This window comes from Micropruina sp. (assembly GCF_047602385.1).
Lineage (GTDB): Bacteria > Actinomycetota > Actinomycetes > Propionibacteriales > Propionibacteriaceae > Micropruina.
This window is the reverse complement of the sequence record NZ_JASGHL010000004.1, coordinates 368,074-384,239: the sequence shown is the minus strand read 5'-3', so window position 1 is coordinate 384,239 and position 16,166 is coordinate 368,074. Positions and strand designations below refer to the sequence as shown.

At 69.7% G+C, this 16,166-nt stretch carries 13 protein-coding genes; 5 read left to right on the top strand and 8 right to left on the bottom strand.

Annotation, left to right across the window (positions count from 1 at the left end; all coding sequences use genetic code 11):
• Positions 1–38: 38 nt before the first annotated feature.
• On the bottom strand, positions 39–674 hold the full coding sequence (locus tag QM711_RS14890) for a TetR/AcrR family transcriptional regulator (RefSeq protein WP_415100682.1): 636 nt from the start codon (positions 672–674) through the stop codon (positions 39–41).
• An 89-nt stretch (positions 675–763) separates the two neighbouring features.
• Here QM711_RS14890 and QM711_RS14885 point away from each other — a divergent pair, with 89 nt between their 5' ends.
• Together QM711_RS14885 and QM711_RS14880 are read left to right on the top strand one after the other, a co-directional pair.
• Positions 764–2,125 (top strand): glycosyltransferase, encoded by a 1,362-nt coding sequence (locus QM711_RS14885; RefSeq protein WP_415100680.1) that lies wholly within the window; start codon positions 764–766, stop codon positions 2,123–2,125.
• The gene (locus QM711_RS14880; RefSeq protein WP_415100678.1) at positions 2,122–2,508 is read left to right on the top strand and encodes a cupin domain-containing protein; all 387 of its coding nucleotides are present in this window, start codon (positions 2,122–2,124) and stop codon (positions 2,506–2,508) included. Before QM711_RS14885 ends, QM711_RS14880 begins: the two co-directional genes overlap by 4 nt.
• A gap of 264 nt (positions 2,509–2,772) precedes the next feature.
• Here the strand turns inward: QM711_RS14880 and QM711_RS14875 are convergent, their stop codons facing one another.
• The gene (locus QM711_RS14875; protein WP_415100676.1) at positions 2,773–4,278 is read right to left on the bottom strand and encodes an acid phosphatase; all 1,506 of its coding nucleotides are present in this window, start codon (positions 4,276–4,278) and stop codon (positions 2,773–2,775) included.
• A gap of 243 nt (positions 4,279–4,521) precedes the next feature.
• On the opposite strand from QM711_RS14875, the gene hutH reads away from it, so the two are divergent.
• Entirely contained in the window at positions 4,522–6,072 is a 1,551-nt protein-coding gene (gene hutH / locus QM711_RS14870; protein ID WP_415100674.1) for a histidine ammonia-lyase, read from the top strand.
• 171 nt (positions 6,073–6,243) lie between these two features.
• Here hutH and QM711_RS14865 read toward each other — a convergent pair whose 3' ends face one another.
• Entirely contained in the window at positions 6,244–7,017 is a 774-nt protein-coding gene (locus QM711_RS14865; RefSeq protein WP_415100672.1) for an IclR family transcriptional regulator, read from the bottom strand.
• Positions 7,018–7,169: 152 nt separating this feature from the next.
• On the opposite strand from QM711_RS14865, the gene hutU reads away from it, so the two are divergent.
• Positions 7,170–8,840, top strand: a complete 1,671-nt coding sequence (hutU, locus tag QM711_RS14860) for a urocanate hydratase (RefSeq protein WP_415100670.1) — start codon at positions 7,170–7,172, stop codon at positions 8,838–8,840.
• Positions 8,841–8,844: 4 nt separating this feature from the next.
• Entirely contained in the window at positions 8,845–10,005 is a 1,161-nt protein-coding gene (gene hutI, locus QM711_RS14855; RefSeq protein ID WP_415100668.1) for an imidazolonepropionase, read from the top strand.
• A 278-nt stretch (positions 10,006–10,283) separates the two neighbouring features.
• Here the strand turns inward: hutI and QM711_RS14850 are convergent, their stop codons facing one another.
• The 5 genes from QM711_RS14850 to QM711_RS14830 all read right to left on the bottom strand — a co-directional run bounded on the left by QM711_RS14850 (position 10,284) and on the right by QM711_RS14830 (position 16,024).
• Positions 10,284–10,610, bottom strand: coding sequence for an excalibur calcium-binding domain-containing protein (locus tag QM711_RS14850; protein WP_415100666.1), 327 nt, complete (start codon positions 10,608–10,610; stop codon positions 10,284–10,286).
• 509 nt (positions 10,611–11,119) lie between these two features.
• Positions 11,120–12,820 carry an HlyD family efflux transporter periplasmic adaptor subunit gene (locus tag QM711_RS14845; RefSeq protein ID WP_415100664.1) on the bottom strand — a complete coding sequence of 567 codons (1,701 nt, stop codon included), beginning with the start codon at positions 12,818–12,820 and terminating at the stop codon, positions 11,120–11,122.
• Entirely contained in the window at positions 12,820–14,049 is a 1,230-nt protein-coding gene (locus QM711_RS14840) for an ABC transporter permease (RefSeq protein ID WP_415100662.1), read from the bottom strand. The genes QM711_RS14845 and QM711_RS14840 overlap by 1 nt, the downstream gene beginning before the upstream one ends.
• Positions 14,049–14,762 carry an ABC transporter ATP-binding protein gene (locus QM711_RS14835; RefSeq protein WP_415100660.1) on the bottom strand — a complete coding sequence of 238 codons (714 nt, stop codon included), beginning with the start codon at positions 14,760–14,762 and terminating at the stop codon, positions 14,049–14,051. Before QM711_RS14835 ends, QM711_RS14840 begins: the two co-directional genes overlap by 1 nt.
• Positions 14,759–16,024 carry an efflux RND transporter periplasmic adaptor subunit gene (locus QM711_RS14830; RefSeq protein WP_415100658.1) on the bottom strand — a complete coding sequence of 422 codons (1,266 nt, stop codon included), beginning with the start codon at positions 16,022–16,024 and terminating at the stop codon, positions 14,759–14,761. The genes QM711_RS14835 and QM711_RS14830 overlap by 4 nt, the downstream gene beginning before the upstream one ends.
• Positions 16,025–16,166 lie beyond the last annotated feature (142 nt).

Below are 16,166 nucleotides of genomic sequence, written 5' to 3'. Positions count from 1 at the left end.
AGCAGCAGCGTGCGCCCGGGCGCCGGCACCCTGCCGAATCAGTCGGCTGGGAATAGCAGGTCGCTCAACGAGCGGGCCAACCAGTCCTGATATCGCTCGGGCGGCCAGCCGAGGCGGACGGTGAGCCGCTCGTAGTTCTCACTGCCGATCAGGACCCACAGGCTGTCGCCTAGCTCGCCCACGGGGACGTCGCTTCGGAGCCAATCCCGGGACGCCAGCACGGCGACGATCTCCCGGCACTGTCCGCGGATGAACCGGGCGAGCTCGGTGAGTTCAGCATCGACGACGGGGTCGTCGCCGGCGGCCGAGACGAAGGTGCGCCAGATCCGGAACGTGCTCGCATTGAAATCGGTCACTTGGCCGGACGCACGAGCGCAAATCTCGTCCGGGGTCGCCGCCTCGAAGATCTCGCGAGCCCTCGCGGTCGAGAAGAATCGGTTCTCGTCGGCCTCGCCGAACGTGCGCCAGTGAATCGCTGCACTCAACAGGCTCCGCTTCGAGCCCTGCGCCTGCACCGTCTCCACGGAGACTCCCGCCGATTGAGCGATCAGAGCGAGCGTGGTCCGAGTGAACCCCCTGGTGGCGAACAGCTCGGCGGCGGCCGCCAGCACCCGTTGCCGGGTCTGCGCCGCCTGTTCGGCCCGCAGGGTTGAGGAGTACTTCGCAGCGGCCATATTCGGACCCTTCGCTAATGGTTCATCACTGTGTTATGGTAGTGAACTGTTCGACACCGTATCGAACATCCTACGGGAGGAAGACTCGCATGAGCACTATCGTCATGGCCAGTGTGCCGATCTACGGACACGTCGCGCCGATGATCGGATTGGCCGGTCAACTCATCGAACGCGGACACCGGGTGCGATTCGTCACCGGCGGCCGCTTCGCCCCCCAGGTCGCAGCGATCGGGGCTGAGTTCATTGCACTGCCGGCCGACGCCGACTTCGACGACCGGCTTCTGAACGCCGGCCTGGACAAGTCCGTGCGACCCGACGGCATCGCGGGCTTGCGGTACGACGTGACGAACACCTTCCTCCGGCCCGGCCGCGCTCAATACGACGCGCTCGCCTCGACGATGTCGGAGCCGCTTGCCGCGGTTGTCGTCGACCCGACCTTTGTCGGCGCCGCCCTGCTGGCGGCAGCGCCGAAGGCGACGCGGCCGCCGGTGATCGTCGCCGGCGTACTGCCGCTGACCCTGGACTCCGACTACGTGCCGCCATTCGGTCTCGGGCTGTCGCCGCTCAGGTCTGGGGCAGGCGGCCTGGATCGAGCACGGAACCGAGTGCTTCGTCTCCTCGTGCAGCGCGGGGTCTTCGGCCCCGTGCAACGCGAGTACGACGTGCTGTTCAGTTCGGTGGTCGGGCGCCGCGCCCCGAGCTTCGTGATGAACTGGGTCAGCGGTGCCGACGCGATCATCCAGTTCTCGGTCCCGGCGTTCGAGTATCCGAGGCCGGACGCGACGGTACCGATCCGGTTTGCCGGACCGATGATCCGGTCGACCGCACACGAGCTTCCCTCCTGGTGGCGGGGCCTGGACTCGAGTCGTCCGCTGGTACTCGTCACTCAGGGGACCATCGCGAACCACGACCTGGACGAGCTGATCCGGCCGACAGTTTCGGCTCTCGCCGGATCGGAGGTGCAACTTGTCGTGACGACGGGCGGTCCTCCGGTGAGTCAACTCGGCGCGCTGCCCAGCAATGTGCGGGCGGCGGAGTTCCTGCCCTATGACCAACTGTTCCCGCGGGTGGACGCGTTCGTGACGAACGGCGGTTACGGAGGCGTCCATTTCGCTCTGGCCAACGGCGTCCCCTCGGTGGTGGCCGGCGCCGGCGAGGACAAGCCGGAGGTCGCTGCCCGGGTGGCGTGGTCTGGCGTGGGGGTGAACCTGCGCACCGGCCGGCCCCGACCGGCCGACATCGCACAGGCCGTCCGGAGGGTGCTCGACGAACCTGCCTACCGGCGCGCCGCCGGGGCAGCGGCCCGACAGATCAGCGAGGCGGACGGCGTGGATGCGCTGCTCGACGAGATCGAGCGACTGCGCAGCCATCCCGCCGGGACGGCGCAGCGACATCGCCGGTCGCAGGGCAGCCAAGCGCGAACGCAGTTCGAGCACCAGGGTCGGTCATGACCGGCACGGACACCGGCCCCACCTTCATCCGCTTGGGTGTCGACGAGCAAGGGGACGCGCGATTCGTCGACTGGCGGCCGACAATGCGGCCGGAGCACCCGGGACTGCACGAGCTGAGTGTCTCGGATCGACTGGACGCGTCGTCGGCGGTTGTCGTCCGAGGTCCGGCGGGCGGCGGTCACCCTACACAGCCCGAGTCGAGTCGCCAGCTCGTGGTCGTGCTTTCGGGCTCTTTCGACATCACCGCCACGGGGGAGACTAGGACGGTCACCGCCGGTGACGTCGTACTGGTCGAGGACACCCACGGACGCGGGCACTCCAGTGAGACCCACGACGGCGCGGTCGCACTCATGATTGCGCTGCATCCGGCGAGCAACGCCTGAACCTGTTCGCCGCAATGTCGGCGCGGCCGCTGGCCGCGCCGCTCAGCGCGGCGGATATCTGTGGCCTGCTCGAACCCTGACCTACGTCCGCCGCCTCGCACTTGGCCCGGAGCCACCGATCGGCGACGACTGCGCGACCCCAGCCGGGCGCACGGGCTGCGCCGGACACGCTCCCCGTACGGCCCCCTACCACTTCGCGCACCCGACTTGCCTTTGCACCTATCGGGTGCCGCTCGCTACGCCACCCATCGGTGGCTTGAGGCTCTAGTGATGCGGTGAACTGCCGGGCCAGGCTCGCTGAGACTCCGGGATGAGCGCCGGCAGCACGGTGGGGCTGCCACCGATCGAGGTCACCGTGACGCTCCCGTTCCCCCGCAGCCGAACCGTCGCCGACAGGGCCGCGGCCAGGTTCAGCCGCTGCCACGAGCCTGGGCCGCGGCCCTTCTTGTGCAGTGCCGTCGTGTCCAGCGCGTGACCGGAGTCGATTTCGGTCTGGGCGAGCACCGAGCGGCGTTGGGTGCTGGTCAGCGAGGGGAACGCCGTCCGCAGCAGATTCTCTGCTCCCGCCGGCACCGATGCCGACTGACCGCGGCGCTGAGTCGCGCTGAACCCGTAGCCGAGGCGTTCGGTGAACACCTTCACAGCGCTGCCGCGGTCGATGACGATCTGGGCGGTGCCCCGGGATGGCTTGGCGCCGCCGTAGGGATTGTTGGCGTACGGGGCGTCCGCGGCGATGCAGGCGGCGAGTGCGCGACCGCAGCCCGCTTCGAGGTAGGCCACCAACTCAGCCCGTGCCGGCGCCAGGACCTGGTCGCGGAACGACTTGTCCGACCAGCGCGCGGCGACCGCCGCCTGGCCGCCCATCCGGCCGCCGATCACGTCCAGCGGATAATGGACGCCGAGCACGATGCGGTTGTTGGCAGCCTCCGACGTGCGGGCGAGAATCGACGGGCCCAGTTCCGGCAGCAGGGTCGCCAGGGTCAGTCCGACCGCGTAGGCGGCCCTGGTGTGTCCGCTCGGGAAGGATCCGCTCAGGCACAGGCTCGTGCTGCCGTAGCCGGCGTCCAACCGCACGTCTGAGGTCGCGTAGGTCCTGGTCCGGTCCACGGTGCCGGGGACCCGGGTGATTCGCAGATTGCCCTTGGAGTCTGCCCAGGCCTTGCCCTTGCGCAGCTTCGTCAGCGATTTGGCGTTCACCTTGCTCGGCGCGCAGGATGCGGAGTCGCCGTTGGTCCGCTTGGCCGAGGGGGCGGTCTTCAGGAACGGACGCGGGTAGCTGAACGCCTTCTTCGCCGAGCCGGTGGTCAGGTAGTCGCCGACCAGCCCGTCGGTGGTGTTCAGCAGTCTGGAGACGAGCGGCAGCCTGCCGGTGAGGCGCCCCTGAACATAGAGCTCTCCGAGCCGCTTGCCCAGGCCGTCGGCGATGGTGATCGACTGGTCGTAACCCGAGCGGTCCTTCGCCAGGTACTCGGCGTCCTGTAGCGCGCGGAACCGCTGCGCGGGGGTCGCGTTCTGGTTGATCCAGCTGACCATCCGGTCATTCCAGGCCAGTTGGCCGCTGTTTCGGACCGTGCCCCTCAGCGTGCCGGACGGCCGCCACAAGTCACGGAAGCCGACCAGCAGGCCGGTCAGGCTCGGCTTCTCCCGGTCGCTCGCGTAGCCGGCCGCGTCGGCGGTACCGACCGGGGCGAGCAACGCGAGCCCGACGATGCCGGCCAGTAGCGCCGTGCATCGGGATCGAGCGCCGCGCCGGGGCGGTGTCATCGGCATCGGACCTCCTGCAGGTGTCTCAGGGTAACCCCGGGCCGCCCGGATCGCGCCATCTCTTCATCTTGGGATCAGGCTGCCCGTCCAAGAGCCTCGGACGAGGCGTCCGGGCTGCGACCACGTGGGCCGGCAGTGGCCGGCATGTCCCCGATCCCGCACCGGTGCTCGTATCCGAGACGTCAGGGCCGGTCGTCTGGACGGCCCCCAGCGATCGGGACACGGTGGGGGAGGAGAGGAGCGCACTGAATGAGCATGAGGACGGTCACTGTCGGCATGGGCCCGGTCACCCGCGATCAGGTGGTGGCGGTGGCGCGACGTGACGCGCGGGTGGAGCTCGCGGCAGACGCACGCACCGCTTTGACCGCGACCAGGGCCCGGATCGAGGCGCTCGCGGCGTCCGACCAGCCGGTGTACGGGGTCTCGACCGGCTTCGGCGCGCTGGCCACCCGGCACATCCCGGCCGGGCGCCGGGCCGATCTGCAGCGCAGCCTGATCCGCTCGCACGCCGCCGGCTCGGGTCCCGAGGTCGAGCGCGAAGTGGTCCGGGCGATGATGCTGCTGCGGCTGTCCACGCTGGCGACCGGGCGCACCGGCGTCCGTCCGATCGTGGCCGAGACCTACGCCGCGCTGCTGAACGCCGGCATCACGCCGGTCGTGCACGAGTACGGCTCGCTGGGCTGCTCAGGCGACCTGGCGCCGCTGGCGCACTGCGCGCTGACAGTGATGGGCGAAGGGTTCGTCCGGGACGCCGCGGGCGATCGGCGGCCGTCGTCCGAGGCGCTGGCCGAGGCCGGCATCGAGCCGGTCACCTTCGCCGAGAAGGAGGGGCTGGCGCTGATCAACGGCACCGACGGCATGCTCGGCCAGCTGATCCTGGCCGCCCACGATCTGGCCCGGCTGCTGCTCAGCGCCGACATCGCGGCCGCGATGAGTGTGGAGGCCCTGCTCGGGACGCCGCGGGTGTTCGCCCCCGACCTGCAGGCCCTGCGGCCGCAACCCGGCCAGGCGGTCGGTGCCAGGGTGATCAGCGCGATGCTCGACGGTTCGGGTATTACCGCTAGTCACGCGGACAATGCTGACCACGAGTACCCGATCGTGCAGGACGCCTATTCGCTGCGCTGCGCGCCCCAGGTCAGCGGCGCCGCGCGTGACACCCTGGCGCACTGTTGCTGGGTGGCCGACAACGAACTGGCCTCGGCGATTGACAATCCGGTGGTCACCCTGGACGGCCGGGTCGAGTCCAACGGCAACTTCCACGGAGCGCCGGTCGCCTACGCGCTGGACTTCCTGGCGATCCCGGTGGCCGATGTGGCGTCCATGAGCGAGCGCCGCACCGACCGGCTGCTGGACGTCAAGCGCAGCCACGGGCTGCCGCCGTTCCTGGCCGGCGACCCCGGCGTCGACTCCGGGCACATGATCCTGCAGTACAGCCAGGCCGGCATCGTCTCCGAACTGAAGCGCCTGGCCGTGCCCGCCTCGGTCGACTCGATCCCGAGTTCGGCGATGCAGGAGGACCATGTCTCAATGGGCTGGGCAGGGGCCCGCAAGCTGCGTCGCGCGCTGGACGGGCTGACCCGGGTGCTCGCCGGCGAGATCGTCAGTGCCGCCCGAGCCCTCGATCTGCGGGAGCACGCACCCGCCCCGGCGACCGCCGCCGTCCGCGACCGCGTCCGCGACGTGGTGGACGGCCCTGGTCCCGACCGCTTCCTCGCGCCCGAACTCGAGGCCGTGGTGGATCTGGTCCGTTCCGGCGCCCTGATCGAGGCGGCCGAGTCGGTCACCGGCCCGCTCGGCTGAAATCCGTACGCGGGGGACGGTTCTTTTCGTTCCATTTTCGGTACGCGGGGACGGTTCTTTTCGGTCACTTTCGGTTCGCGGGGACGGTTCTTTCGGTCACTTTTGGTACGCGCGGACAACTGTGGACCGAAAGAACCGTCCCCCCGGGTACCGGTTCGCGTGCCCGAGGTCTTAGCGCAGGCGACGGGTGATCTCCTTGGCGCCGGCGACCAAATGCCCGATCAGTTCGGACGGGTCGCGCAGGGCCATCCGGGACCGCCAGGTGCAGCTCAGCGCAGCCACCGGCTGGTCGTGCAGGTCGAAGACCGGGGCGCCCGCCGATCGAAGGCCGGCAGCGATCAACTCCACCTCCTCCGACCAGCCTTGCGCCTTCTCCAGCGCGAGCGCGGTCCGCAGGTCGTCGACCGAGCGCGGGCCGCGTCCGGTTCGAGAGACGAAATCGCCCGGACGCGAGTACAGGGCGTGCAGCTGCGCCGGGGGAAGGTGGGCGAGGATGGCCCGCCCGTTCGCGGTCAGGTGCGCCGGCAGTAGGACGCCTACGGCAGTGACCAAAGGGGGCTCGAGTTCACTTTGCCGGGGCGGGTGCTCCTTCAACAGGTAGAGCGTGCTGGCGCCGCGCAGAATGCCGAGATGGACGGTGATGCCGGCCGCGGCAGCCACCGAGCGCAGCACCGGCCGGGACATCCGTTCTAGCTGGTCGTGCATGGTGAATGCCGAAGTCAACCGGTAGGCGGCGGCGCCGAGGGCGTAGCCACGGGCCTCCGGCACATAGACGGTGAACCCCCGCTCGGTCAGCACCGTCAGAATGTGGTACATCGACGAACGAGGCAGGTCCAGGTCGCGGGCGATGGTGGACGCGGGCGCGGTACCGGTCCGCTCCGAGAGGTAGCTGAGGATGTCGAGGGCCCGGCCGACCGCCGGAGAGGTGCTCGATTCGGTGGCCATGAGCTCATCCTGCCGCCTCGCACCGCCTTCGTCCGGCTCGACCGGCACAACCTGCTTCACTCTCTGCTGTGTCTCGGATATAAGACCCGTGGCTGTCGACTGCTGAATCGCGACGCGCGGCGTCCGATCCTGGAGGGGAGAGGAGACCACCGATGACCACTTCCGGACCCCGTCCCGTCCGCGCCCCCCGAGGCCTTGAGTTGCGCGCCCGCGGCTGGCAGCAGGAGGCCGCGCTGCGCATGCTGATGAACAACCTCGACCCCGAGAACGCCGAACACCCCGACGACCTGGTGGTCTACGGCGGCACCGGACGTGCGGCGCGTTCCTGGGAGGCGTTCGACGCCATCGTCCGGACCCTCGAGACACTGGCCGACGATGAGACGCTGTTGGTGCAGTCCGGCAAGCCGGTGGGTGTGTTCCGCACCCACGAGTGGTCGCCGCGGGTGCTGATCGCCAACTCGAACCTGGTCGGCGACTGGGCCAACTGGGAGCATTTCCGCGAACTCGAAGCGGCCGGCCTGATGATGTATGGGCAGATGACCGCCGGGTCGTGGATCTACATCGGCAGCCAGGGCATCCTGCAGGGCACCTACGAGACCTTCGGCGCGGTCGGCCGGAAGCGCTTCGGCGGCACTCTCGCCGGCACCATCACGCTGACCGCCGGCCTGGGTGGCATGGGTGGCGCGCAGCCGCTCGCGGTCACCATGAACGACGGCGTCGCGATCTGCATCGACTGTGACGAGAGCCGCATCGACCGGCGGATCGAGCACCGCTACCTCGACGTCAAGGCGTCCGATCTGGACGACGCGATCGCCCAGGCCAACCAAGCCAAAGCCGACCGGCGTCCACTCTCGATCGGGTTGCTGGGCAATGCCGCCGACCTAGTGCCCGAGCTGCTCAGCCGGCATCGGGTCGGCGAGGTCACGATCGATGTGGTCACCGACCAGACCTCGGCGCACGACCCGCTGGCCTACCTGCCGCTGGGCTATGAGTTCGCCGAGATGAAGGACCGTGCGGCCGCCGATCCCGAGCAGTTCACCCGCGATGCACAAGCGGCGATGGCCGCTCATGTGGGGGCAATGGTCGGCTTCCAGGACGCCGGCGCCGAGGTCTTCGACTACGGCAACTCGATCCGCGACGAGGCCCGCAAGGGCGGCTTCGACCGGGCCTTCGAGTTCCCAGGCTTCGTGCCGGCCTACATTCGTCCGCTGTTCGAGGAGGGCCTCGGGCCGTTCCGCTGGGCGGCGCTGTCCGGCGACCCCGAGGACATCCGCTCCACCGACGCCGCGATTCTCGACCTTTTCCCCGAGAACGAGCACCTGAAGCGCTGGATCACCATGGCGCAGGAGCGGGTGTCCTTCCAGGGGCTGCCGGCCCGGATCTGCTGGCTCGGCTACGGCGAACGGCATCGTGCCGGCCTGAAGTTCAACGAGATGGTCGCCGCCGGCGAGATCGGCCCGATCGCGATCGGACGCGACCACCTCGATTCCGGCTCAGTCGCCTCGCCCTACCGGGAGACCGAAGCCATGCTCGACGGTACGGACGCGGTGGCCGACTGGCCGCTGCTGAACGCCCTGGTCAACACCGCGTCAGGGGCGTCCTGGGTGAGCATTCACCACGGCGGCGGGGTCGGCATGGGCCGCTCGATCCATGCCGGACAGGTCTGTGTGGCGGACGGCACCGAACTGGCCGCGCAGAAGCTGGAGCGGGTGCTGACCAACGATCCGGGCATGGGTGTCATCCGGCACGTGGACGCCGGGTATCAGCATGCGGCCGATGTCGCGCGCGAGCGGGGCGTCCGGATTCCGATGTGGGAGGACTGAGGTCGTGAGCCTGCTGATCGACAACATCGGCTCACTGGTCACGAACGACCCTTCTCACAGTGGGTTGTTGGGCGTCATCCCGGACGCGGCCGTCGTGGTTGACGACGGCAGGGTCGCCTGGGTCGGCGCCCGTCCCGAGGCACCGGACGCCGACGAAAGGATCGACGCGGGCGGCCGCGCGGTGCTGCCCGGCTTCGTGGAGAGCCACAGCCATCTGGTGTTCGCCGGCGAGCGGGCCGAGGAGTTCGCCGCCCGGATGGCGGGGCAGCGGTACGCCGCCGGCGGGATTCGCAGCACGCTCGCCGCCACTCGGTCGGCCTCGGACGCGGAGCTGTCGGCGAACGTGACGCGGCTGCTCGACGAGTATCTGCGGCAGGGCACGACGACCGTCGAGATCAAGTCCGGGTACGGCCAGAGTGTGGCCGACGAACACCGCAGCCTGGACGTCGCCCGTAGCCAGAGCCCGTTCACCACGTTGCTGGCGGCGCATGTCACACCGCCGGAGTTCGCGGGACGCGCCGACGACTACGTGGCGATGGTGATCGACGAGATGATCCCGGCGTGCGCGCCGCTGGCGTCCTGGATCGACGTCTTCTGCGAGCAGGGCGCCTTCGATGAGGACCAGTCCAGGGCCGTGCTGACCGCCGGGCAGCGGGCCGGTCTCGGCGTCCGGGTGCATGGAAATCAGCTGCATCAAGGGCCGGGCATCCAGCTCGCTGTTGAGCTGGGGGCCGCGTCGGTGGACCACGTCTGTCACACCGACGACGCAGACATCGAGGCGCTGGCGGCGTCCGAGACGGTGGCAACGCTGCTGCCGGCCGCCGACTTCTCCACCCGCAACAAGTACCCGGACGCCCGTCGGCTCTGGGACGCCGGCGTGACCGTGGCATTGGGCGCTGACTGCAACCCGGGGACGTCCTACACGACGTCGATGCCGTTCGTGATCGCCCTCGCCGTTCGCGACCTGCACCTGACCCCCGACGAGGCGGTCTGGGCGGCGACGGCCGGCGGAGCGCGAGCGCTGCAACGCAGCGACATCGGCGTGCTCAAGCCCGGTGCCGCCGCCGATCTGATCGTCCTGGACGCCTCAAGTCACCTGCACCTGGCCTACCGGCCCGGCGTCCCGCTCATCCGTTCGGTGATGCAGGCAGGGCGCTGGCGCTAACCTGCCCAGCCGGTAGGCGGGGACGGTTCTCTTGGTCACTTCGCGAAGCCGGTACGTGGGGACGGTTCTTTTGGTCACTTCGCGAAGCCGGTAGGCGGGGACGGTTCTCTTGGTCACTTCGCCGAGCCGGTACGCGGGGACGGTTCTTTTGGTCACTTCGGACGTCCGGCGCTGATGCGCGAGTTGCTGACCGACCTGTCCCGGGTCGGGTTACCGGGCACAGACCTCTCGGTTTACCGTCCGGCGGACCTGCCCGCGTGTCGAGCGACCGGGGCAGCTCAGCGCTTCTCGCAGGCGATGCCGTCCTTATCGCGATCAAGACCGCGGTTATGGCTCATCGCCTCTTTGTAGATCGCGGTGGACTTCTTGAAATTCGTGACCCGCTTGCCGCTGGTCTTGTCCCTCGCGCCGGACTTACCGACACCGTGGGGATACCTCTTGTTCAGCGCGGTGCAGTTCTTGTACAGCGCCTTCTTCGATGACTTCGCCTGCAGCAGCGCCACGGTGCCGACCGAGGGCGCAGCCTCCGCGACAACTGGGCTGGCGCCGACTGGCACCACCGCGAAAACGCAGCCGACCGCAACCAATGCAATTGCCTTACGCATGATTCGATTCCCCCCGGAATCCCCGTCCGACAAGCTCTTCGTCGGTACCCAGCCAGGTTAACTGCCACATCAGAGAGCGTTCCATCCGAAAACGTCACCCTTGGGAGTGACCCGAGCGCCCCCTGGGCTTGGTGACCGGGAGTACCGTCCCCGGTGACCAAGAGAACCGTCCCCGGTGACCAAGAGAACCGTCCCCGGTGACCGGGAGAACCGTCCCCGGTGACCGGGAGAACCGTCCCCGGTGACCGGGAGAACCGTCCCCGGTGACCGGGAGAACCGTCCCCGGTGACCGGGAGAACCGTCCCTGGTGACCGGGAGAACCGTCCCTGGTGACCATGGGAACCGTCCCCGGTGACCAAGGGAACCGTCCCCGGTGACCAAGAGAACCGTCCCTGGTGACCGGGGGAACCGTCCCTGGTGATCAAGGGAACCATCCCTGGTAATCGGGAGAACCGTCCCCGGTGACCAAGAGAACCGTCCCCGGTGACCGGGAGAACCGTCCCCGCGGTTCAGCGGGTGGGGGCCGGGGTGGGCTGCGCCTGACCAGTCGGCTGAGTCGGCTGGCCGGTCGCGCTGGGGGAGGCCATGGCGCGGGTGGTGCTGGTGGTCGTCCGGCGTCCGTTGCTGTTGGTGGGCAGGGCGGCGGTGTTGTCGGCCAGCACCACCAGGTCGCCGGCCTTGACCCCGCTGGTGATCTCGATCCAGCCGCCGCCGACGGCGCCGGTGGTGACCGGGGTGGTGGTCGCGTTCTCGGCTCTGGCCTCGGTGACCAGCTGGACGGTGCCCGCCCCGGTCCCGGTGGGGGTGACGGCCGAGACGGGCACCCGGACCACCGCGGTCGCGGTCGTCACCGGAATGCTCACCGACGCCCGCGCGCCTGAGGCGAGGAGGGCGTCCGGGTCCGAGACGGTCACGGTGGTGGAGTACGTGGGGGTGTCGCCGGCGGTGCCGCTGGTCTCGGTCGCGCTGATCGCGGTGATCGTGCCGTGCAGGGTGGTGGCGGATCCGGCCGGCGCGACAGTCACCTTCTGACCCGTCTTCACCAGGGTGCGGGTCTTCAGCGGCAACTCGAACGTCAGCCGCGCGTTCCCCTCGCCGACGACGGTGACCGAACCCCCACTCGCGGACGCCCCGGCAGCCAGAGTGACACTGCCGACGGTGCCCGAGATCGGGGCGACCAGTTCGGCGTCGGCCAAATCGTCCTGGGCGCCTTGCAGGTCTTGCTCAGCCTGCAGCAGCTTCGCCTTCGCCGACGCGACCTGCGCGGCGCTGACCTTCACGGTGCTGCTGGACGCGGTGGTCGAACGGCTCGATCCGGTCGATCCGCTCGGCCGGGACCCGCTGGCGACCAGCCGCTGCACCGTCTGCTGCAGCGTCCGGGTGGCGATCTGCACCTTCGCCCGGGCCTCGCCGCAGGCCTTCAACTCGGCCGCGGTCGGGTCGTTGCGCTCGATCACGTCCGCCTGATCCTTCACGGTCGCCGCCGGCGATGGGGTGGCAGAAGCGCTCGGCGTCGCCGTCGGGCTGGCGGTCGCGGTCGCGGTCGGCGTCGGGCTGGCGGTCGCAGTCGCGGACGGCGTCGCGCTGGCCGAGCGCGTGGGTGCGGGCGTCGGAGTGGTGGGGCTCGCGCCCAGGACCGGCTGGCAGGCCTTGCTCTCGGCCGCCACCGCGTCCGAGATCTGCCGGGTGATCGCCAGCAACGTGGCCGGGTCGATCGTCACCCCGGTGGATGCCTTCGTCACCCCGGCGGATGCCTTCGTCGTCGTCGCCGGCGCACTGGACGCAGACGCACTGGACGCCGACGCACTGGCGGAGGAGGACGATCGCGTGCTCGCACTGCTCGGATGCTCCGCCGAATACAGTGACGCCTTCGCCTGTGCGACAGAGGTCTCGGCCTGTAGCACGGCCAGCTGCAGCGGTCCCTTCTTCAGCACCGCCAGCACGTCGCCGGCCTCGACCGACTTGCCGACGGCTGCCGACACGCTGCTGACCGTGCCGTCGACGGCGAAGCTCGCCGTGGCGGTGTTCGTCCGGGCGATCGTTCCCGAGGTGGTGTAGGTCTGGGTGACGTCCCCGGTGCGGGCCACGGCCGTCACGTAACGCGGGCGTCCGGACGGCGAGGCGAACGCCACCCCGACGCCGACCGCGGCCACCACCACCAGCGCACAGCCGGCGATGATCACCGCCCGCAGCCGCTTGTTCCGGGCCATCATTCACTCCTCAATGCGTCGATCGGCGCCAACTTCGCGGCGCGGCTGGCGGGGTAGACGCCGGCGACCAGGCCGATCCCCAGAGAGACCGCGAGCGCGATCAGGGTGGCCGGCACCGACACCGACACCGCGATGCCGAGTGCCGGCGTGAGCAGCACCGCACCCAGCACGCCGATCGCGACGCCGAGCAGGCCGCCGAGCACGCCGAGAATGCCGGCTTCGACCAGGAACTGTTGCCGGATGACAGCCGGTGTCGCACCCAACGCCTTGCGCAGGCCGATCTCGCGCACGCGTTCGCTGACCGAGACCAACATGATGTTCATCACGCCGATGCCGCCGACCAGCAGCGAGATGCCGGCGATGCCGCCGAGCAGCAGGGTCAGCACTCCGGTGATCGAGGTGGCGGTCTGCACCAGGGACGCCTGGGTGCTGACCGAGAAGTCGGCGTTGTCGGAGGTCACCTGGTGGGTGGCCAGCAGGGCCGTGTGCACCTGTTGATAGGCGGCCGACAGGCTGTCGGCGTCACGTCCGGAGAGGTAGATCGCCGACACGCTGTTGGCGCTGCCCGAACTCGACAACCGTGCCGCGAAGGTGGTCAGCGGCACCACCACGGTGTCGTCCTCGTTGGCCGACAGCGACGACCCCGCCGAGGCCAGCACCCCGATCACGACGAAGGACTGGCCGTTGAGGCTGACGGACTGCCCGACCGGTGAGCCGTTCGGGAACAGCTGCTCGGCGGTGGTCGAGCCGATCACCGCGACCGGCTGGCCCTGGTCGAGTTCGGCGGCCGAGAAGAACCGGCCCGAGCCGACCTCGCGGGCACGCACCGTCTGCCAGGCCGGCACCGTCCCGGTGACCGTGGACGTCCAGGTGGTGGACGCCGACTGCAGCGAGCCGGACGTGGTCGACACCGGTGCGACGGCGGCGATGTCCGGCGCCACCGCCGGATCGGCGAGCATCGCCGCGTCTTGGGTGGTCAGGGTGGAGACCGCGCCGCCGCCACCGCGGAAGCCGCCGCTCGATGTGCTCTGACTAGGGGTGACGATGATCATGTTGGAGCCGAGCGCATTGATCTGCGAGGTGATCTGCTGCTGGGCGCCCTGGCCCAGGCCGACGGTCAGCATCACCGCGGCGATCCCGATCAGGATGCCGAGCATGGTCAGCAGCGACCGCATCCGGCGGGCGTTGAGCGCGGCGACCGCCGTCCGAAGAGTCTCGGTCCACTCCATCACCGGAGCGCCCCCTGGGTGTCGCGGCTGGCCAGGGCGTCAGTGGAACTGAGCAGTCCGTCGCGGATGAACACCCGGCGCCCGGCCCGTCCGGCGACCTCCTGCTCGTGGGTGATCATCACGATCGTCCGGCCGGCGGCGTTGAGTTCGGCGAACAGCTCCAGGATGTCGTCGGTGGAGTGCGAGTCCAGGTTGCCGGTGGGTTCGTCGGCGAGCAACAGCGCCGGATCGGTGACCAGCGCCCTGGCCACCGAGACCCGCTGCTGCTGGCCACCGGACAGCTCGCCCGGCCGGTGCTGGACGCGGTCGCCCAGACCGACCCGGGCCAACGCGGCCATCGCCCGTTCGTGCCGTTGCCCCGCGGGGACGCCGGCGTAGATCAACGGCAGCTCGACGTTGCGCAGTGCCGACAGGCTGGGCAGCAGGTTGAACTGCTGGAAGACGAACCCGATCTTGCGGTTCCGGACCTGCGCCAGCTGCTTCTCCGACATCGAACCGACGTCGGTGCCGTCCAGTTCGTAGCTGCCGGAGGTGGGGACGTCCAGGCAACCGATGATGTGCATCAGGGTCGACTTGCCGGAACCGGACGGCCCCATGATCGCCAGGTAGTCGCCCTCGGCGACAGCCAGGTCGATGCCGCGCAACGCCTCAACCTGGACGGCGCCGGTCGAATAGGTCTTGCGGACGCCGGTCATCGACAGCATCGGGGTCATCGCCCCTGCCTTCCCGTGCCGCCGCCGGGTGGTTGTCCGCCACCCCCGCCGAGTCCGCCGCCGCCGAACCCGCCCCCGAATCCTCCGCCCGGACCGCCCTGGCCCTGGGTGCCGGTGGTGCTGGTCCCGGTCGGCCGGACGAACGTGATCTGAACGCTGTCCCCGGCAGCCAGGCCCTTGGTGATCTCGGTTTCGGCGCCGAACACCCGTCCGACGGTGACCTCGACCGTGGACGCGGTGGTGCCGTCCAGCTTGGTGACGACCGCTTTGCCGTTCTCGGTCCGGATCGCCGCGGTCGGCACGGTGAGCACGTCCGGGTAGCTGCCGATGGTCACCACTCCGCTGGCGGTGGTCCCCGAGAACAGCCCGGTGTGGGTGCCGGACAGGTTCACCACCACCGGGAACGTCGCCGAGCCGTCGCTGGTCGAGGTGGCAACGATGCCGACCGAGGCGACCGTGCCCTTGATCGCCTCAGATGCCCCCGACGGCGTGACTTGGACCGCCTGGCCGGGCTTGAGACTGCCCAGGTCGGCGCTGCCGACCGACCCGGCCAGCTTCCAGCTGGCGGTCGAGATGACGCTGAACTGGGCGGTGCCGGCCGAGCCGGAGTTGCTGGACGAGGTCGATGAGCTGGAGTTGCCGGTGGTGGAGCGGTTCGACGAGGAGGTGGACGCCGAGCTGCCGGAGACGCTGTCGCCCTCCTCGGCGGTGACTGCTGCCACGGTGCCGGCGATCGGCGAACGCAGCACCGCCGCATTCAGATTCTGCTGTGCGCTGGTCAGGGACGCCCGCGCCGAGCGGACCTGGGCGTTGGCCGAGGCGATTGCCGCGGAGCTGCCGTCGTTGTCGACCACCTCGGTGTAGTTGGCCTGCGCGGTGGTCAGATTCGCCCGAGCGAGATCGACTGCGTTGACCAGCTCGGTGTCGTCGACTCGGGCCAGCTTCTGGTTCTTGGTGACCTTGTCGCCGGCCTTCACGTAGACGCGGGTGATGGTGCCCGACACGGCGAAGTTCACGTCCGATTGCTTGCGGGGGCTGAGCGTGCCGTCCACGGTGACCGTGCGGGTCTGGGTGCCGAGGGTGGCCTGGACGGTGCGGGTGATGGCCTGGGCCTGGTTGGTGCGCCCGGGGCGCATCAGCAGGTAGGCGCCGACGCCGCCCGCGATCAGCACCACCACCGCGACCGACAGCCACAGCCATTTGCGTCCTGACAGGCGAAGACGGCGCCGTTTCGTGGACGCCGTCGGCGTTTCAGTGGTCATAGTTCGGGGCATCTCCTCAAGCGGTGGCGCTCCAGAACCTAGGGCGCCAACCTGTGTGAAAGCTGTGCCCGGCTGTCCGCACGCTGTGCGGTTGATCCGGACGGTGTCCGATCGTCCGCCTCGTCGCCCGCGGCGTCCCAAA